Source organism: Lachnoanaerobaculum sp. MSX33, assembly GCF_000512995.1.
Taxonomy (GTDB): Bacteria; Bacillota; Clostridia; order Lachnospirales; family Lachnospiraceae; genus Lachnoanaerobaculum.
Genome location: NZ_AZXX01000062.1, coordinates 256908 through 276358 on the forward strand (window position 1 = coordinate 256908; position 19451 = coordinate 276358).

23 protein-coding genes and 1 pseudogene are annotated in these 19451 nt (G+C 37.0%); 3 read left to right on the top strand and 21 right to left on the bottom strand.

The window, feature by feature from the left end; translation table 11 throughout:
- Positions 1 to 18: 18 nt before the first annotated feature.
- The 17 genes from HMPREF1495_RS07200 to pyrF all read right to left on the bottom strand — a co-directional run bounded on the left by HMPREF1495_RS07200 (position 19) and on the right by pyrF (position 15468).
- A complete protein-coding gene (locus HMPREF1495_RS07200; protein ID WP_007593482.1) occupies positions 19 to 591 on the bottom strand; it encodes a flavin reductase family protein in 573 nt (190 codons plus the stop codon).
- The gene (locus HMPREF1495_RS07205; protein ID WP_034213227.1) at positions 581 to 1375 is read right to left on the bottom strand and encodes a shikimate kinase; all 795 of its coding nucleotides are present in this window, start codon (positions 1373 to 1375) and stop codon (positions 581 to 583) included. Before HMPREF1495_RS07205 ends, HMPREF1495_RS07200 begins: the two co-directional genes overlap by 11 nt.
- A 7-nt stretch (positions 1376 to 1382) precedes the next feature.
- Positions 1383 to 3044 carry a putative manganese-dependent inorganic diphosphatase gene (locus HMPREF1495_RS07210; protein WP_034213228.1) on the bottom strand — a complete coding sequence of 554 codons (1662 nt, stop codon included), beginning with the start codon at positions 3042 to 3044 and terminating at the stop codon, positions 1383 to 1385.
- Positions 3045 to 3053: 9 nt separating this feature from the next.
- A complete protein-coding gene (locus tag HMPREF1495_RS07215; RefSeq protein WP_007593485.1) occupies positions 3054 to 3971 on the bottom strand; it encodes a nucleotidyltransferase family protein in 918 nt (305 codons plus the stop codon).
- Positions 3972 to 3996: 25 nt separating this feature from the next.
- Positions 3997 to 5454, bottom strand: a complete 1458-nt coding sequence (gene guaB, locus HMPREF1495_RS07220; protein ID WP_034213229.1) for an IMP dehydrogenase — start codon at positions 5452 to 5454, stop codon at positions 3997 to 3999.
- 102 nt (positions 5455 to 5556) lie between these two features.
- A complete protein-coding gene (gene purD / locus HMPREF1495_RS07225; RefSeq protein WP_034213231.1) occupies positions 5557 to 6831 on the bottom strand; it encodes a phosphoribosylamine--glycine ligase in 1275 nt (424 codons plus the stop codon).
- The gene (gene purN, locus HMPREF1495_RS07230) at positions 6828 to 7424 is read right to left on the bottom strand and encodes a phosphoribosylglycinamide formyltransferase (protein WP_034213234.1); all 597 of its coding nucleotides are present in this window, start codon (positions 7422 to 7424) and stop codon (positions 6828 to 6830) included. The genes purD and purN overlap by 4 nt, the downstream gene beginning before the upstream one ends.
- A 10-nt stretch (positions 7425 to 7434) precedes the next feature.
- Entirely contained in the window at positions 7435 to 8460 is a 1026-nt protein-coding gene (gene purM / locus HMPREF1495_RS07235; RefSeq protein ID WP_034213237.1) for a phosphoribosylformylglycinamidine cyclo-ligase, read from the bottom strand.
- A gap of 63 nt (positions 8461 to 8523) precedes the next feature.
- On the bottom strand, positions 8524 to 9033 hold the full coding sequence (gene purE / locus HMPREF1495_RS07240) for a 5-(carboxyamino)imidazole ribonucleotide mutase (RefSeq protein ID WP_007593497.1): 510 nt from the start codon (positions 9031 to 9033) through the stop codon (positions 8524 to 8526).
- 93 nt (positions 9034 to 9126) lie between these two features.
- On the bottom strand, positions 9127 to 11184 hold the full coding sequence (locus HMPREF1495_RS07245) for an aminopeptidase (protein WP_034213240.1): 2058 nt from the start codon (positions 11182 to 11184) through the stop codon (positions 9127 to 9129).
- The gene (locus tag HMPREF1495_RS07250) at positions 11148 to 11573 is read right to left on the bottom strand and encodes a hypothetical protein (RefSeq protein WP_034213242.1); all 426 of its coding nucleotides are present in this window, start codon (positions 11571 to 11573) and stop codon (positions 11148 to 11150) included. The genes HMPREF1495_RS07245 and HMPREF1495_RS07250 overlap by 37 nt, the downstream gene beginning before the upstream one ends.
- On the bottom strand, positions 11570 to 12022 hold the full coding sequence (locus HMPREF1495_RS07255) for a VanZ family protein (protein ID WP_034213243.1): 453 nt from the start codon (positions 12020 to 12022) through the stop codon (positions 11570 to 11572). The genes HMPREF1495_RS07250 and HMPREF1495_RS07255 overlap by 4 nt, the downstream gene beginning before the upstream one ends.
- Position 12023: 1 nt before the next feature.
- On the bottom strand, positions 12024 to 12173 hold the full coding sequence (locus HMPREF1495_RS13900) for a hypothetical protein (RefSeq protein ID WP_007593505.1): 150 nt from the start codon (positions 12171 to 12173) through the stop codon (positions 12024 to 12026).
- Positions 12174 to 12190: 17 nt separating this feature from the next.
- Complete coding sequence (pyrE, locus tag HMPREF1495_RS07265; protein ID WP_034213245.1) at positions 12191 to 12862, bottom strand: orotate phosphoribosyltransferase; 672 nt, start codon at positions 12860 to 12862, stop codon at positions 12191 to 12193.
- A 19-nt stretch (positions 12863 to 12881) separates the two neighbouring features.
- Positions 12882 to 13787, bottom strand: coding sequence for a dihydroorotate dehydrogenase (locus tag HMPREF1495_RS07270; protein WP_034213247.1), 906 nt, complete (start codon positions 13785 to 13787; stop codon positions 12882 to 12884).
- A complete protein-coding gene (locus HMPREF1495_RS07275; RefSeq protein WP_034213250.1) occupies positions 13784 to 14548 on the bottom strand; it encodes a dihydroorotate dehydrogenase electron transfer subunit in 765 nt (254 codons plus the stop codon). Before HMPREF1495_RS07275 ends, HMPREF1495_RS07270 begins: the two co-directional genes overlap by 4 nt.
- Positions 14549 to 14559: 11 nt before the next feature.
- The gene (gene pyrF, locus HMPREF1495_RS07280) at positions 14560 to 15468 is read right to left on the bottom strand and encodes an orotidine-5'-phosphate decarboxylase (protein ID WP_034213253.1); all 909 of its coding nucleotides are present in this window, start codon (positions 15466 to 15468) and stop codon (positions 14560 to 14562) included.
- A gap of 95 nt (positions 15469 to 15563) precedes the next feature.
- Here pyrF and HMPREF1495_RS07285 point away from each other — a divergent pair, with 95 nt between their 5' ends.
- Positions 15564 to 16307 carry a GNAT family N-acetyltransferase gene (locus HMPREF1495_RS07285; RefSeq protein ID WP_034213257.1) on the top strand — a complete coding sequence of 248 codons (744 nt, stop codon included), beginning with the start codon at positions 15564 to 15566 and terminating at the stop codon, positions 16305 to 16307.
- A 109-nt stretch (positions 16308 to 16416) separates the two neighbouring features.
- Positions 16417 to 17205: a ZIP family metal transporter gene (locus HMPREF1495_RS07290; protein WP_034213260.1), complete on the top strand. Its 789-nt coding sequence runs from the start codon at positions 16417 to 16419 to the stop codon at positions 17203 to 17205.
- An 81-nt stretch (positions 17206 to 17286) separates the two neighbouring features.
- On the opposite strand, the gene HMPREF1495_RS07295 is transcribed toward HMPREF1495_RS07290, so the two are convergent.
- The 3 genes and pseudogenes from HMPREF1495_RS07295 to HMPREF1495_RS07300 form a co-directional block, all read right to left on the bottom strand.
- Positions 17287 to 17640, bottom strand: coding sequence for a DUF3796 domain-containing protein (locus tag HMPREF1495_RS07295; protein WP_034213263.1), 354 nt, complete (start codon positions 17638 to 17640; stop codon positions 17287 to 17289).
- Between the two features lie 105 nt (positions 17641 to 17745).
- Positions 17746 to 17978, bottom strand: a pseudogene (locus HMPREF1495_RS13615) (ORF6N domain-containing protein); the annotation flags it as partial.
- 4 nt (positions 17979 to 17982) lie between these two features.
- Positions 17983 to 18198 carry a hypothetical protein gene (locus HMPREF1495_RS07300; RefSeq protein ID WP_034213265.1) on the bottom strand — a complete coding sequence of 72 codons (216 nt, stop codon included), beginning with the start codon at positions 18196 to 18198 and terminating at the stop codon, positions 17983 to 17985.
- Between the two features lie 188 nt (positions 18199 to 18386).
- On the opposite strand from HMPREF1495_RS07300, the gene HMPREF1495_RS07305 reads away from it, so the two are divergent.
- Positions 18387 to 18956 (top strand): nitroreductase family protein, encoded by a 570-nt coding sequence (locus HMPREF1495_RS07305; protein WP_034213268.1) that lies wholly within the window; start codon positions 18387 to 18389, stop codon positions 18954 to 18956.
- A gap of 158 nt (positions 18957 to 19114) precedes the next feature.
- Here the strand turns inward: HMPREF1495_RS07305 and HMPREF1495_RS14335 are convergent.
- The coding region (locus HMPREF1495_RS14335) for a transposase (RefSeq protein WP_034213271.1) at positions 19115 to 19451 on the bottom strand (337 nt) is incomplete at its 5' end.

The window sequence follows — 19451 nt, forward strand, 5'->3', positions numbered from 1 at the left end:
ATGCCTCCCGAGTTTACCTTATTTTCTTATTTTTTTCTTTCTTACACTATAACCGAAGGTACCAAGTACCTTTGAAAGTCCAATATACTCTCCATGATTATATACTACCATGTCAGCTTTTGTCAGGTCAAATTTGTTTTTTTCATCCATATATTTTGCGTCTACATTTACAGCAACCACTTTTGCTATAAACATATGATGTGAACCAAGCTCAATGATATCTTCAACTTTACATTCAATGCAAACCGGACTTTCTTTAATAGATGAAGCAGCTACCACCTTTGATGGCAACTGCTCTATCTTTAATACTTTCCATTTATCAATATCTCTGCCTGATTTTACACCGCATTCATCCGCTATTTTTGCCAGCTTTTCATTTGTAAGATTTATAACAAATTCTCCGGACTTTTTTATTATATCATATGAATATCTGCTTGGTCTAAGAGAAATATAAACCATGGGAGGATTGGTACATATTGTACCTGTCCACGCCACAGTAACTATATCGCTTCTTCCTTCAGAGTCTGCACAACTTACCATTACCACCGGTACGGGGTATAGCATATTTCCGGGTTTAAAATCAATTCTCATTTTTCTTAAAGTGTTTCTTTATATTTTTTCTTTGAATATTGTTTGCTTTAGCTTTATTGTTATTCGCTATATCGGATTTTTCTCTACTGAATCTGTCTTTAAAGTTTTTATCTTTAAAGTTCTTGTCTTTAAAGTTCTTGTCTTTAGTATTCTTGTCTTTGATAATTTTATCTTTGATACTCTTAGCCGTACCACTCTTATGTGACGGATTTTTTTCCTGCTTATCTTTAGGAGCGAAAGGAACTCTCTTACTCTTGAAGTTTCTTCTCTTTTTCGGCTTTTCACCCAATCTCTCACAGATTTCATCAATAGTCTTTGCCAATGATTTTTTCATCTCATTGACTGTAATATCGGCATACTTTTCATAAAGCGGAACTCTTTCAAGGTAAAGATCCTTTAAACTTTGTCCTTCTTTTAAAGTAATTCCTCTCTCTCTTAAGTCGCCAAGTCTTGACTTTATTGCAGTGTATGAAAGTTCCAGATATATAATAACACTGATTTCTTTTAAATGCTGCATGGCTTTTTCACCATATACCACACTGCCTCCCGGCGATATGATACAATTGTCCAAATCCAGTCCGGCATTTACCTCATCCTCAATTTCTCTGAAACCTTCATCACCATGCTCTTCTATAAGTTCCTTTAAGAGCTTTCCATATTTTTCCTGAATAACGATATCGGTGTCTACAAACTTTTTACCAAGTCGCTTGGCCAAAACCACACCGACTGAAGACTTACCTGATGCAGGCATACCGATTAATGTAATATTAGTTTTTTTCCCCATATCTCTCCTACATCTGTATTCCTATTACAAGACTCGGTACAAGCTGTTTTTTCCTTGATACCACCGAAGCAAGCTCTATTACACCTGAATCATTTATCTCGTAAACGCCTTCTTCGATTCTGAATGACTTCATTACAAGAGCCATCGCACCCGGACCGACACATATAAGTCTTGTTGACTGCTCCAATATATTGGTAAGCATAAAGAACATCATATCCTCTGTGCTGCTTTCATGAAGCTTTACAAGGAATGGCAGGAGTCTGTTTTCAATATCTCTTAACTCTTCCTCATTCAAGGAACTGATCTGTCCTATTCCTATATTAATTTTTCCAAGTGCAAATGTCTTATAATCCTGATGGAAAATCTGCTCATCGGTCTTACCTGTAAGATTGCTTGCCGATGCAAACATCTGGTTTGCATACTTTTCTATATCAATACCTGCAATTCTTGCAAGGTCAAGGCCTGCAGCCTTATCAACTTCCGTACATGTAGGCGATCTGAAAAGTAAAGTATCCGATATAATAGCTGAACAAAGAAGCCCCGCAATCTGTTTTGGAATCTCCACTCCCTTTTCATGGTACATCTGATAAATAATTGTAGATGTACATCCGAGAGGCTGATTTCTGAAATAAACAGGCCCTATAGTCTCCACGGTACCCAGTCTGTGATGGTCTATTATTTCAAGTACATTTGCATGCTCTATACCGTCCACCGCCTGACTCTTTTCATTATGATCCACCATAATTACTCTCTTACCCTTGGCACCGAGAAGGTTTCTTCTTGAAAACATTCCGAGATATTTTCCGTTTTTATCAAGAATAGGGAAATCTCTATGTCTTACATTCGCCATTACTTCCTTTATTTCGTCCAGATAATCCTCATTTTCAAATGTTATAAGATTCTCGGTTTTCATAAAGTAATTTATAGGCATTGACTGATTTATAAGTCTTGCTACGGTAAATGTATCATAGGCCGTAGTAATTATAGTGGTTCCATGATCCTTTGCAAGCTTCTTTATAGTCATGGATGCACCGGCACCCTCACAAACTATAATACAGGCCGCACCCATCTCAATGGCGCAAAGCTGCATCTCATATCTGTTTCCAAGTATTACAAGATCATCCTTTTCTATATAGTATTCCATCATATCCGGATTTGCTGCTGCAACAACTACTTTACCCGAATTAAAATAGGCCTTGTCATCACCGACTACCAAAGTTCCTTCAATGGTTTCTATAATATTTGAATATCTTGTATTTGCTTTTGCAAGTATTCTGCTGTCATATATATTCATATATGAATTTGCAATATCACTGACTGATATTATTCCTTCAAGGTCACCTTCACCGTTTACCGCAGGCAAAGTCACCACATCGCGTTCCTGCATAAGTGCCCAGGCTTTTTTAAATGATATATTCTTATCAACACCCTTTGTATGCTTTATCTCAACATCTTTTACTTGAGTTTTCACACTTTCAGTAAGCTTAGGCGGTTTAACCTTGAAGTAATTAAGTACAAATTTGGTTTCCTCATTGATTTCGCCGGCACGCCTTGGTAAAAACTCCCCCTCTTCAGTTTTGGACTTTAGATCGGCATAACCTATAGCCGCACAGATTGAATCCGTATCCGGGTTCTTATGTCCCATTATCAATGTTCTAAGCTTTGTCATAAATTCCTCTTAATCAAAAATTTTCTCAGGGTAAACTCCCTTATCTACTAAGGCTCTTATTGAATTAACAACAATCTCCTTATCTTCCTTATATGTTACTCCGAACCACTTGTCATGGCTCTTTAATACTTCCACGCTGATTTTGTCTGACTTGATTGCTTCATCTATTACTGAAGGCAATAAGTACTCATTTTTCAACTCATTTGTCATGCTGCCAAGGAACTTCGGAAAACCGTCTTCCAAAATATCAAGAAATTCAGGTGTGAGTCCCCACATATTCATGGAAACAATATCATCAAGATTTACATCTCTTTTATTACCGTTTTCATCTACAGCATTTAATACCCCGTCTTTTACTTCAATCTCAAAGGTCTCTGTCACATCGGCGAGCTTATTGTTTGCATCGACCTTACATACTCCTCTTGTAACTCCGCCATTGTCTGAGAGAGTATTCTTAAGTACAAAGCCTGCCATACACAGATCGAGCTTTTTGCTGTTTTTGTCCATCTTATTTGCCATGTAGTCATATATTACTTTAAAGCCTTCTTTTCCGTAATAATCATCCGCATTTATTACTACAAAAGGTTCATTTACAATGCCTTTTACAGAAAGCAACGCCTGACCTGTTCCCCATGGCTTGCTTCTTTCTTTCGGACATTCAAATCCTTCCGGCAAATCGTTAAGATCCTGAAAAGCATAATCCACATCTATATATTTCTTTACTCTGTCCCCGATGATTTCTTTAAAATCTTTCTCCAAATCATGACGGATTATAAATACAACTTTATTAAATCCTGCTTCCTTCGCATCATATATGGAATAATCCATAATAATCTCACCGTTTGGCCCTACCGGTGCCAATTGCTTTATGCCTCCGCCAAATCTTGAGCCGATACCGGCCGCCATAACCACTAATGTTGCATTCATCTTGTATCCCCCTTATGTTTATTTTTTAGTTATCTTCCGATGAATAATTCGGTGCTTCTTTTGTTATATGGATATCATGAGGATGACTCTCTTTTAAGGATGCGGCACTTATTTTTATAAATTCCGAAGTTTCCTGAAGAGTCTTTATATCCTTCGCTCCACAATATCCCATACCCGATCTGAGTCCTCCAAGCAGCTGGAATACGGTATCTTCCACAAGTCCCTTATATGCCACTCTTCCTTCTACTCCCTCAGGTACAAGTTTTTTAGCATCTGTCTGGAAATATCTGTCCTTACTGCCTTTTTCCATAGCCGCAAGAGATCCCATACCACGATAAACTTTATATTTTCTACCCTGATATAATTCAAAGTCTCCCGGTGATTCATCACATCCCGCAAAAAGCGAACCCATCATACATACATTTCCGCCTGCCGCCAATGCCTTTGTAATATCACCTGAAAATTTGATTCCTCCATCTGCAATTATAGGTATATTATACTCTTTTGCCACAGCATAGCAATTCATTATTGCACTGATTTGCGGTACACCTATACCTGCAACAACTCTTGTGGTACAGATGGACCCGGGTCCTATGCCGACCTTTACACAGTCCGCCCCTGCTTCAATAAGTGTTTTTGTAGCCTCACCTGTTGCCACATTTCCGGCTATAACAGGTAAATCCGGATATTTTTCCTTAATTGCCTTTATACAGTCAATTACGTTTTTGGAATGTCCATGTGCCGAATCAAGTACCACAACATCCACCTTTGCATTTACAAGAGCTTCACATCTTTCAAGTACATTTCCTGTAATTCCAAGTGCGGCTCCGCAAAGCAGTCTTCCTTGAGAATCCTTGGCTGAATTAGGATACTTTATCTGCTTTTCTATATCTTTTATTGTAATCAGCCCTTTGAGATTACCGTCCTTATCCACTATAGGAAGCTTCTCTACACGGGCATGTGCCAGTATTTTCTTGGCCTCATCCAAAGTAGTACCTTCAAGCGCCGTAACCAGATTATCTTTTGTCATACACTCGGATATTTTCTTTGTATAATCCTCCTCAAATTTTAAATCTCTGTTTGTAATAATACCTACAAGCTTTTTCCCTTCCGTTATCGGAACCCCTGAGATTCTATACTTTGCCATCAGCTCATTGGCATCTGAAAGTGTATACTTTGGTGAAAGATAGAAAGGATCTGTAATAACTCCGTTTTCCGATCTCTTTACCTTATCAACTTCCTGTGCCTGCTCTTCAATACTCATATTTTTATGAATAATTCCGATTCCGCCCTGTCTGGCCATAGCTATAGCCATTCTATGTTCTGTAACAGTATCCATTCCTGCACTCATCAAAGGAATATTTAATTTAATATTCTTTGTTAAATATGTAGAAATATCAATTTGATTTCCTATAACTTCTGAATATGCCGGTTGCAATAGTACATCATCAAATGTGATGCCTTCACCTATGATCCTTGCCATGGTTTTTCTCCTTTTTTGCCGGATACACATTGAACGCCTCTGCGATTCAATGCAGTTTCTATTACTTTTTTCTCATTAGTCTAACAAATACAAACTACCGTGTCAATCGTTGTCAAGTATACTTATACCGATATCATTTCTCATATACTTGTTTTCAAAATCCACAAGTTTTGTTGCTTCATAAACCTTTTTTCTTGCATCTTTTAGCGTGGCTGCCTTGGCGGTAATTCCAAGGACTCTGCCTCCGTTTGTAACTATATCAGCTCCGTCCCTTTTTGTACCTGCATGGAAGCAGTATAAATCGTCTCTATCCTTAAAATTTTCAAATCCGCTTATCTTCTTTCCCTTTTCATACTCAAGCGGATAGCCTTCACTTGCCAGTACAACACAAACTGCGGCATTGTTCTCAAATTTAAGCTCGATTTTATCCAAAGTTCCGTCAATACAGGCTTCAAAAACATCTATGATATCATTTTCCATTCTAGGAAGTACTACCTGAGTTTCAGGGTCTCCGAATCTTGCATTGTACTCAAGTACCTTTACCCCTTTATCTGTAAGCATCAGTCCATAGAAAATTATACCTTTAAACTCTCTGCCCTCGGCTCTCATAGCATCCACAGTTTTTTGATAAATATGTTCCTTACAATACTTATCTATTTCTTCAGTATAAAAGGGACTTGGACTGAAAGTTCCCATACCTCCGGTATTAAGTCCCTCATCACCGTCCTTGGCTCTTTTATGATCCTGTGCCGAAGTCATAAGTGCATAGTGCTTTCCGTCAACAAAAGACAGTACGCTGACTTCTCTTCCCTCTAAGAATTCTTCTATAACGATGGTATTTCCGGCATCTCCAAAAGATTTTTTGGTCATCAGCTCCTCTATTCCCGATATCGCCTCAGACTTATCCTTACAAATCAGCACACCCTTTCCAAGTGCAAGACCGTCAGCCTTAAGTACTATAGGGTATTTGACATTTTCAAGATACTTCATGGCCTCTTTCGGGTTACTGAAGTTTTCATATCCGGCTGTAGGAATATCATACTTTTTCATAAGGTCTTTTGAGAAAGCCTTTGAACCCTCAAGTATGGCGGCATTCTTTCTCGGCCCGAATACTCTAAGTCCTTCGGCTTCAAAGCAATCCACTATACCTTTTACAAGCGGATCATCCATTCCGATAATCGTTAAATCTATTTTTTCTTTCTTTGCAAAGTCTGTCAGAGCTTTAAAATCCATAACCGATATTGCCACATTTGTTGCAATATCTTCCGTGCCTGCATTACCCGGAGCCACATAAATTTCCGGTCTTTTTTTGCTCTCGGATAATTTCTTAACTATGGCATGCTCTCTGCCGCCTCCACCTACTACTAAAATCTTCATAAGCTCTCTCCATTTGCAATTTTTTCAATAGCCTCAGGTAAAATAATCCATTCAGCCTCTTCCATTACCCTCTTTTGTAATGACTTTGCATCATCTTTTGCATGAACCTCCACGGCCTTTTGAATTATTATCCTGCCGGTATCTATCCCTGCATCTACAAAATGCACTGTGGCTCCCGTTACCTTAACCCCTCTTTTTAATGCAGCCTCATGAACTTTCAATCCATAGTAGCCTTTACCGCAAAAACTAGGAATCAAGGAAGGATGAATATTTATTATCTTATTTTGAAAAGCTTTTACTATATCCTCCGATATATTTACCAAAAAGCCTGCCAGTACTATCAAATCCGGATTAAGCATTTTCAGTTCCTCAAGCAATGCCTTATTAAACTCATCTCTGTTTGAAAAGTTTTTAGGTGATATACATTTTGCATCTATTCCTGCATTTTTTGCTCTCTCCAAGGCATATGCATCACTATTATTTGATATAACGGCTTTTATTCTTACATTTTTTATCCGTTTTTCTTCTATTGCTTTTATAATTGCGGCAAGATTGGTTCCGCCTCCCGAAACCAGACATACAATATCAAACATAGTTGCTCCTTTATATAAGCTCTATTCCCTTTGTTCCTTTTTCTATATATCCGATTTCATATGCCGACTCTCCTGAAGACTTCAGTGCTTCAAGCGTTTTTGATACATCAGACTTATCAACGGCTATCACCATTCCGAGTCCCATATTGAAGGTATTGTACATCATCTCTTCTTTGATATCACCTGTCTTTGCCATAAGTTTGAATATAGCCGGTATTTCATAGGAGTCTTTTCTTACCACAGCTTTAGTATCTTCAATAAGCATTCTTGGAATGTTTTCATAGAATCCTCCACCTGTAATATGTGAACAGGCTTTTATTTTTATGTTTTTATCTCTTACAGCTTTAAGTGCCTTCACATATATTTTTGTAGGTGCCAAAAGTGCTTCCCCCAAAGTTTTCCCAAGTTCATCATAGTAGGTATCCAAGGCTTCCTTTGTCATATCAAAAACTTTTCTTACCAAAGAAAATCCGTTTGAATGTACACCGCTTGAAGCAATACCTATCAAAGCATCTCCTGCCTTTAAATCTTTTCCATCAATAAGATCGCATTTGTCGGCAACACCCACACAAAAGCCTGCCAAATCGTATTCATCTACAGGGTAAAATCCCGGCATTTCTGCAGTTTCACCACCTATAAGTGCTGCTCCCGACTGTATACATCCGTCCGCCACACCTTTTACAATAGTTGCTATTTTTTCGGGATCGTTTTTTCCACAAGCTATATAATCAAGGAAAAACAGTGGTTCACCGCCTGCACAGGCCACATCATTCACACACATAGCTACACAGTCAATACCTATACTGTCATGCTTATCCGTTAAAAAGGCCAGTTTAAGCTTTGTTCCCACTCCGTCGGTTCCGGATAAAAGAACAGGTTCTTGCATATTCTTTATCTTACTTAAAGAAAACGCTCCTGAAAAACCTCCAAGTCCTCCAAGGACTTCCGGTCTCATAGTAGCCTTTACATGCCGCTTCATCAACTCAACCGCCTTATAACCTGCTTCAATATCCACGCCGGCACTCTTGTAATCCATATTACCTCCAATATACAAAACAAAAACAACTATACAAAGAAGAAAGAACTGAAATTATAGTAATCAGCCTTTCAAAAAAGTATCAACTCCCACATCTTTTAATCTTTTATCCTTGGCTTCCACCTCTTTAGCCATGCTGTCGCTGAATTTTTCAAGTTTATCAAAAAGCTCTTCATTGCTTAAGGCAAGTATCTTTGTTGCAAGTATTCCCGCATTTTTTGCTCCGTTTATCGCTACGGTTGCTACGGGGATTCCTCCCGGCATTTGAACTATAGAGTATAGTGAATCCACACCGCCAAGATCCGAAGTCTTTATCGGTACTCCTATTACAGGAAGCGGTGTAAGTGCCGCACACATTCCCGGAAGATGCGCCGCCTTTCCCGCACCTGCTATTACCGTCTTGATTCCTCTTTTCTTTAAATCTCTTGCCCATGCAAAGAAAATGTCGGGCTCTCTGTGTGCTGAAATGATATTATATTCATATTCCACACCCATCTCTTTTAGGAAATCTCCGGCGGCTCTCATAACATTCAAATCCGAATCGCTTCCCATAACTATAGCAACCTCAACCATACTTACCTCCATTGTGAAAAATAATATTATTGTATAACCAACCATAGGCTTTGTTTTACAAAATAATTTGTAAAACAAAGCCTATGGATTTCTTTATTCGTTCAATATTTCACTGCCCTCAAGCACAAATCTGCCGTCTTTGATAATATAAGTATTTGTACCGTCAGGTTCATTTGTATAGATATCCCCAAGCTCAACCAAAGGGATTGTAATGTCTGTGTGACAATTAAAATATGCGCTCTTGATATCTGTCTTTCTCTTTATAGAGCATTCATTGTCTCTGGCAATAATAGCCTTGCCGTCAGGATTGTAAGAAACATTTTCTTCATCATGTGAATAGCATGTATCTCCGAATGCAAAATGAGGTCCCATTTTTTCAGCAATCAAAATAGGCATTTTTTCAAAAATGTCATACTTCTTAGCTACATTATAAGCCACCACATTTGTACCTATGGCAAACTCGCCCATAGGTAAAGACTTATGTCCCTTTAAGATGGAATCTTCAACCATTCTTCTGTTGTCATCTCTTGTCTCAAAGTTCTCACAGATATAATCCTCTATCATACCGTTTTTTACAGTTATGCAAAGATTCTTTAAATGATATCCTGCCAAAAAAACATCCTTAACAAAAAGTGTACCGTTTGTTCCTTCAAGTACAGGAGATGTAAAAACCTCACCTACCGGAATATTTACATCCGCTCCACAGTTTTCAAAATTAGTTTCCTTGGAAGGATCATTTAACTCATGAAGCTTTATGGTAAGATCCGTCTTATTATTCTTACCTCCGATAACTCTTACAGTGTCGGCCTTATCAAGGGCATCTATAATTTTTTGCTGCGCTTCTTTATATTTGCCGGCATCCAAAGTATTTATTCTTATAATATCATCAAATATATTTGAATAAACCTCCGGCTTATTTGCAATACTTGGAAGAGGCCATGCAATAATACAGAATGCGGTACCTGAAGTATCTATATACTCATCCTGTAAAAGCATCATATCATTTCTGTAATTGTTCATCAAATTATTCTGCTTTTCAACAAATGAATTTGCAGAATTTTTCTTTACAGGCAAAAATTCAGTGTCACCGAATGCATCCATCAATGCAGGACCACCGTAGAGTGCCATATTTTCCTTTATCTCTTCAAATGTCTGCTTGCTTATCTCATATTTTCTGTCAAGATATGCCTTCTTTGTAAAGATATTCATATCATACTTGTGGTCGTACACAAACTGTCTGTTTACACCGCCACTGCAGATGCCTCTATTTCTGATATGTGACATATCGGCAAGTCTGTAAGGCTTTCTGTCAAGCACTACCTCAAAGCCCATATCTTCAAAGAGTATAACGGCTTCTTTTACGATTCTCTCAAATCCGATGCGATATATCAAAGATACAATACTTCTCTTTGAGATATCCTTTTGCATTGCAATAAAACCGTCTCTGTAGCCGTCCACAAAAGTTTTTGCACACAGTCTGACAGTATCATTATCAAGTGAATTAAGGTATTTTGCGGTTTTTATCTCGTTTTCACCGATGTATTCTCCGAATTTAAAAAGATATCTAAGATCGGAAAGATCATCTTTCATAATTATATTATAAAAAAATCTGTTGGAAGTAGTGAAGCTTTCTATTATCTTTTTTCTTGCTGTAATATCAAGATAGTCTGAAGCGTACCAATAAACAGCCTCGGAGACTTCCTTGGCATCTCCTCCCTCAAGGCATATACCGTATACCTGTAAAAACAGCTCCAAAATATTGACAAATCCTTCAAGGTCTCCTTCAAATACTGTTATAAGTGCAGCTCTTACCTCAAAAGAAAGGCTTAAAAGCGGTGACACAAACTCCTTGTCACAAAGCTTCTCCAATACATCCGGATTGTATACGGATGTATCATAGTTTTCCTCTTTTAAATCATAAAAAAGTTCATTTTGAGATATATTAAGTTCTTCAAAGCTTTGCTTTTCAAACTCTCCCGTATCTCTTTTTATTCTTAAATCATTTACTTGTTCCAAAAAGCTTGAGAGTTTCAAGAAAAATTCACCAAATCTGATATCTTTCTCAGATTTTATCTGAGAAATTCTCTCCATTGCCAAATTTATTCTCTCTACTATCAGCCTGCTATCCCAAGAATAAATATCATAAACCATAGTAAAAATAAAACTCCTCCAATTATTGTAGTAATCACCGAAAGTGATTTCCTGGCCGTTCCCTGTTTAAAAGATTTCAGCGAATAATAAAATCCCGCCGCTGCAAACAGAAATGAACAAAGTGCAAAAGCGGATACCTGGGTACTTGGTGCACCCTGATTTTCTATCACTTTTCTTACTGCAAAAACAAGCAGTACCACGGCAACTATATCCATAAACAATGCAAATTTTGCATCCTTTGCAAAAGGTCGTCTCATATAGTCGACCATATCTTTTCTACTTGTAGCAAACTTGACCTTGTCCTCTGCCGATAAAAATATGTCGGAGTCCAAAATATTTTCTTCTCTTCTAAAAGGAATTCCTATTCTCTTTTTTTTAAAAAAACTCATTCCCGTCTCCATATGATAAGTTTAAACAGAATAAAAATAATATATCCCAGAAAGACTCCCAATGTATTAAGTATAATATCGTCCACATCAAAGCTTCCTACATTGGTCAAAAGCTGTATAACTTCCACCATAAGTGAAAACAGACAGCCCTGAATCAAAGTCCTGAAAAACGCATTTTTTCTTCTGCCGATTATCGGTCTGAAAAATCCGAAGGGCATGAAAGCGAGTACATTACCCCCCAGATTCATCACCGTTATCATACCAAGTTTATCAAAATTATCAATATATCTTCTTATCTCAAAGAAAGGTGTGGTATTGTAACCATGTGCTTCAAAAGATATTCCTCTTCCGAATGCCTCTGCAAAAAAGAGAAAATAGCATAATACCAAAAGATATATTATAAAAAAAATCATCCCTATGAATCTAAACTTAGTGCCAAGTTTATTCATATTAAAACTCTATATGTTTCTTTCCTGCCAGCAGTCTTGCTCCGTTTACAATGGACATAACACCTGTAGCAACACCTACAACTATCATTATCACACCGATAGCAATCCCTGCTCCACCACAGAATTTCATAAGTTTATATGTCTTTTCCATCTTTCCTCCGCCGGATTTTATTTTACTCCGTAAATCTTGTAGTAATCATCTATGGCGGCCTTTAATTTATCATCTATGATAATTCTTCCGCCCACTTCTTTATTATAAAGATACTCTACAACTTCATTCATTGTAACGATGGCTGTAGTCTTTATACCGTATTTTTCACTTATCTCCACAAGTGCGGACTTCTCACCCTGTCCTCTTTCGCATCTGTCCACACTTACTACAAGACCGAGTACATCTACATTTCCCTGTGCCTTTATAATAGGCAGAGTCTCCTCGATAGATGTTCCCGCTGTGGTCACATCCTCGATTATAACGATTTTATCCCCGTCTTTAATAGGTGAACCGAGTAAAATGCCTGTATCTCCATGATCTTTTACTTCTTTTCTGTTTGAACAGTATTTTACATCCACACCTTCTTCGCTAAGTGCCATCGATGTTGCAACACTGAGAGGAATACCCTTGTATGCAGGTCCGAAAAGGATGTCGAATTTATCACCGAAAGCACCTCTTATAGCCTTTGCGTAATACTTTCCGAGCTTACTAAGCTGTGCTCCGCTTCTGTAAAATCCCGTATTAACAAAGAACGGAGTCTTTCTTCCGCTCTTTGTCACAAAGTCACCGAACTTTAAAACTTCACATTCTATCATAAAATCAATAAATTCTTTTTTGTAGTTTTCCATAAATTCTCCATTCAAAGGTTTATTTTACCAAACCTATAATCTCGTTTACATCTTTAAATCCGTTATTTTCAAGATATTTCTCAATACCTTCAGCTATCTCAATACTTGCATTGGGATTTATAAAATTTGCTGTTCCAACACTTACCATTGTGGCACCTGCAAGCATAAATTCTATGGCATCCTCAAAAGTAGATATACCTCCCATACCTATTATAGGAATCTTAACAGCATTTGCCACCTGATATACCATTCTGAGAGCAATCGGCTTAATGGCAGGTCCTGACATTCCGCCTGTCTTATTTGCTATTGCAAAGCATCTCTTATTGATATCTATCTTCATACCGGTGATTGTATTTATAAGTGAAAGCGCATCGCTTCCTGCAGCCTCGGCTGCCCTTGCAATCTCTGTTATATCTGTAACATTCGGTGAAAGCTTCATGATAATAGGTTTCTTTGAATGGGCCTTCATCTGCTTTGTAATCTCACTTACACTCTCAACATTTGTACCGAAAGCAATACCCCCATGTGATACATTAGGACAGGATATATTGATTTCAAACATATCCACATCCTCATCTGATAGTCTTTCAACGGTTTCAATATAATCCTCAACACTTCTTCCGCAGACATTTACTATTATCTTTGTATCCTTTTCTTTAAGGAATTTCAAATCTCTTTCAATAAATGTATCAACTCCGGGGTTTTGAAGGCCGATAGCATTTAACATACCTCCATAGACTTCCGCAATTCTGGGTGTAGGATTTCCCTCCCATGGGATATTTGCAACACCTTTTGTAGTCACCGCACCGAGTCTGTTGATATCCACAAGGTCTGCAAACTCTTCACCATGTCCGAAGGTTCCGCTTGCAACCGTCACAGGATTTTTAAACTCCACTCCTGCAATCTTTACTTTTGTATTTATCATAGTTCCACCTCCGAAGCATTAAATACGGGCCCTTCAGTACAAACTCTTTTATTTTTCACTTTGGAGTGGCTGTCAATATCACTTGACTTACATGTACAAGCAAGACATGCACCTATTCCGCATGCCATCTTCTCTTCCAATGACAGGAAACATTCGATATTGTTTTCATCCGCATAGTTCTTTATAGCTCTAAGCATCGGAGTAGGTCCGCAGGCAAGAATCCTTTTTGCACTCAAGTTATTTTCTCTTATTGCATCAAGTACATTACCCTTTGTGCCTATACTTCCGTCTTCACTGGCAATATATACTTTCCCATAGCTTTCAAGTTCATTTGCAAGGAAAGTATCACTGTTTCTAAATCCCAGTACAATTATCTTTTCACCCTCTGTCTGCTTTGCGGTTTCAAGCATCGGAGGTATTCCTATACCTCCTCCTATAAGGATAGTAGACTTTGAATCTGTAGGGAAGCCGTTTCCAAGAGGCCCCAAAACTTTGATATCATCTCCGGTTTTTAAGTTTGAAAATTCCTTTGTTCCGGCATTTTCACCTGTAACTCTGTACACAAGCCTTATAGAGTCTTTACCTACCTCGCATATACTTATTGGTCTCGGTAAAAGCTTTGAAGGGTCCTTTGTATATACATTTACAAATTGTCCCGGCTTTGTGGTCTTTGCTATATCTGTCTTTATCCAAATCGAATAAATATCTTTACTCAGTTCATCCTGGGAAAGTACCTTCCCATTATCCATTATCTTTGTCATTTCACTTCTCTTTATAAAACTCTGTTTATATCTGTTATCATATCCTTTACAGCCGCTCTTGCCGCATCTCCAAACTCAAGTGAAGCATATTTTTCCTGCTTATATGCGGCTATGATTCCTCTTGAAGAATTTACTACAGCACCAAGTCCGTCTTTATTAAAGCATGGCTTTAAATCCTCGGCTGTTCCACCCTGTGCACCGTATCCCGGAACAAGGAAGAAAGTATTCGGCATCTTTTCTCTAAGTATTGCACTCATCTTAGGATATGTTGCACCCACTACGGCACCTACATTTGAATAATTTCCGTCCATGCTCATAGCACCCCATTCACAGGTCTTCTTTGCTACAAGTTCATAAAGAGGTGTTCCGTCTATCAGCTGATCCTGGAATTCACCGCTTGAAGGATTTGAAGTCTTTACAAGTACAAATATACCCTTATTCTCACTGTTACATACATCTATAAAGGGCTTCACACCGTCTGTACCTAGATATGGATTTACAGTTACAAAATCCGTATCAAATCCTACTATTTTTCCGCCCAATACATCACTTACTCCGATATGTGCCTTTGCATAAGCAAGTGAAGTTGAACCTATATCTCCTCTTTTTGCATCACCGATAACAAGTAAACCCTTTTCCTTGGCATACTCGACTGTTTTTTGGTAGGCAATCATTCCCTCTATACCAAACTCCTCATACATAGCTATCTGAGGTTTTACCGAAGGAATAAGATCATAGGTCTTGTCAATTATCTCTTTGTTGAACTCAAAGAAAGCTTCTCCTATAGCCTTTGTAGTTTTTCCGTATTTCTTTATCTTCTCATCCAGTATATAATCCGGTATATGCGAAATAAGCGGATCTAAACCTACACATATAGGGGCATTTGTTTGCTTGATTTTTTCAATAAGTTTTGCAATCATATTTTCTCCTAAGAGCCCTTTGGGCATAATTATGTTTTTAAAAGTATAACACATATACCCGTATTATTTCAATAAATGCACGCTTGGAGATTGCCATGAATATAATAAAAACGAGAGATTTATCAGAAAATATGATAAATCAAATAAATTCCATAGTTGAGGCCCAGGACAAAGAGTATCACCTTCCGCTTTATTTTGATTTCAGTGATGAAAGATGTGTATATTATCTCTGTTATGAAAGCAAAAACCTTATGTCTGTTTCGGCTTTATTTGAAATAGATAATAATATTTATGAGATAATAGCTTTTACAGATGTAGATAACAGAAAAAAAGGTTATTTCAAAGCTGTTTTAGACTACCTTTATACTGATTTGAAAGCCGGTACAGAGCTTTCTTTTATATGCGAAAGAAACTATTCATCTGCACTTGAATGTGCAAAAAAGCTTTCATTTGACTATGAATGTACTGAAACTATGATGGAGCTTGACTTGTCCACATATTCCTGCAATGTGATAACCGATATCGACATTTATGAGGAAGATGATGACATTTTCTATATTTATTATAAGGACGAAGAAATAGGATCATTCAGTTTTTATACTTTTAACTTTGATGTTGGTGATATTTATTTTCACAGTTTTAATATATATGAGGAGTATCAAAACAAAGGACTTGGAAAAATGTCTATGAGAGCTATCCTTTTATTTTTAAAGAATATAGGAAAAACAAAGATTCATTTGCAGCTGCTTTTGGAAAATACACCTGCTTATAAAATATACACAGACTTGGGATTTAACATATCAAGTGAGATAAGTTATTATAAAACATTTATACAGTAGTACATTCTTTAAGTTTATATATTGCCATTTGTATTTATAAATGTTATCATATGTATATATTGATAGTGTACAATCAAATTTATATAAATCTAATATAGGAGGTGTATTTATGTTATATGAAGCAATACAAGGAATTTTTATTCCTTTTATAGGTACATCATTAGGTGCGGCCGGTGTACTTTTTATGAAAAACGGACTGAGCAGAAGTGTCCAAAGAGCACTGACAGGCTTTGCTGCAGGTGTTATGGTGGCCGCATCAGTCTGGAGTCTTATCATCCCGGCTATTGAACAGATGGAAGAGTCCGGTGCAGGCAGGCTCAGCTTTCTTCCGGCATTTATAGGCTTTTGGCTCGGAACTTTGTTCTTGCTGAGTCTTGACCATATAATTCCCCATTTACATATGTATGCAAATGAAGCTGAGGGTAGAAAAAGCAAGCTTGCAAGAACAACTATGATGGTACTTGCAGTAACTCTTCACAACATACCTGAGGGAATGGCAGTCGGCATAGTATATGCAGGATTTTTAAACGGAACTATAGGTATATCTGCAGGGGCTGCTCTTGCACTCTCTCTGGGTATTGCAATTCAAAACTTCCCTGAGGGTGCCATTATATCCATGCCTCTTCATGCGGAAGGAGAGAGCAAAATGAAAGCACTGTTCTACGGTATACTCTCAGGTGCGGTAGAACCTATTGCAGCTTTTATAATGCTTGGAGCATCAAAGATTTTTATCCCTGTAATGCCATATCTTCTAAGCTTTGCGGCAGGAGCTATGATGTATGTTGTAGTAGAGGAACTTATCCCCGAAATGAGTGAAGGAGAACATTCAAATATAGGAGTTATATTATTTGCCTTCGGATTTACAGTGATGATGGCACTGGATGTGGCTCTGAGCTAATACAATAAAACACCTGACATGCCGGTGTTTTTTATTGTATAAGTACAAACTCAATAAACACTAACTCAACTTCAACTACATTCAACTTTTTTCAATAATAGTATCCACTATTACGGCTATAGCAAAAGCTACGTTGATTAAAATAGTCATAGCCGCATATTTATCATGGATATATTCACCGTTAGTTATAACTATATTGGCTGTAAATATAACTGCCAAAACACCTCTGTATAAAGTATGTCTTTTGTCATCTTTATTCTTAATACTCTGCGTATCATTCACAAAAAAAAATGAAAAAAAACAATAAAAACCAAAAAAATGAAAAAATGCTACATAATCAAATACAAATCCTAAAAATCCTAAAAAACCTAACAATCCCAAGAATCCTAAAAATTTTTTAAATCTGTATATTTTTTTATTCTCCAAATTTTCCATCAAAGTCCTCCTTAATTAAATTACATATTTTCTAATATAAGCTTTATATGTTCAGATAAATGAACTTGTCAATTTTACGCATGTTAGCTTGTTATACATTTCTTAATTTTCTACAATGTAGTCTTTTATTTGTTTAAAAGTACGAACTAAAGCTCTACTTTGCCTTAATGCAAGGTCACCCTTTAATACAGTAATAAGCATATAAATCCCCTGTTCAGTAAAGGCATAAGGATTGTACTTAATATTACTCCATCGTCCGGTACCTCTGTACAAGGTGAAATTTTGCACCTTGAAAATTCCTCAACTTCTTGAGTTGTCAGTTAAAACATAAAATCTTCGCCTTCATTTATTATCCTTATTTTCATAATAATTTACAGCGGCAATTATTGCAGATACGCCGAACCATATTCCAAAAACATAAACCGCACTTTTTCCCAGCCTATAAAGGTTTAATCCCTTATATATCCACATATCCATAGGAATAACAATTACAACAAAAGAAATGATATAGATAAGTGTATTTATAAGAAACCTTCTATGCCTTTTTATAAACTCCATACTTCCCTCCTTTATTCCATGCAAACAACATATATGGTAACAACTATATTGTATCACAAACCGAAAATAAAAATCCGGTTTTATATATTAAAAGTATCTTACTTTAAAATAATTAAAAAATAGACTATAATAATCAGACATTCCATATTACATACATATTTATTATATAGGAATAGATTGGAGATTTTATGAAACTTATAGATAATTTAAAACAAAGAAGGACTTACTATAATCTAAACAAAACACTTCCGGTATCAAATGATGAAGTAAAAAAGGTCGTTGAAGAAATCACCGAACTTGTACCTGATGCCTTTAATATGAAGAGTGCTCGTGTACTTGTAGTTATGGATAAGAAACAGGATGAGCTTTGGGATAGAATATTTGATACCTTTGAGGGCAAGGTCCCTCGTGAAAAAATCGACGGATTTAAGGCTGCAGCAGGTACAATACTTTATTTTTATGATGAAGAAGTTGTAGCGGCACTGCAAAAAAAGTTCCCGACATATGCAGATAACTTTCCTGTTTGGGCTAATCAAGCAAACGGTATGTTGCAAATAAATATCTGGACAGCTCTTAGGGAGCTTGGAATCGGTGCAAACTTACAGCACTATAATCCTGTAATTGACAACCTTGTGCAAGAAATGTTTGAAGTTCCTAAGTCATGGAAATCAATCGCACAAATGCCTTTTGGAGGAATCGTAGCAGAACCGGATCCTAAGGAAAAAGAAAATATCTCTAATAGGGTAAGATTTGTTTAAAACCAAATGAAACTTTACATTTATAAAATATGGGGATGTGAAAAAACTCGATTGAGTTTTTTCGCATCTCCCTTTTTGCACTTATTGTGTATAGATGACTGAAATCATACACAAAAAAAGCGCACTTCCCCTACCTCATAGAAATTCTTTTTTTGAATCTATGCGGCAGTTCTGTTTCTTGTCTTTTTTTTCTGATATTTATATAAATTATGGCCTATCGCCACGAGTAAAACTTCCAGTTTGACTGAATGAATACCTCTTCGGACAATTCTCTTGTACCAACGGTCGCTTTTCATAATTCCGAAAGTACCTTCTGCTTGTATCGAACGATTCATTCGTAATAACGCACCGTGGATACTTTCCAGGTTTTCGATTACTTCCTGATGCATAGAAGTTAGTTCCTGATTGATCCGAACGGTTCGATTCTTATCTGTCTTCTTACATTTCTTTGCATATGGACATCCACTACAGTCTTCGCATTCATACAGTTCTTCT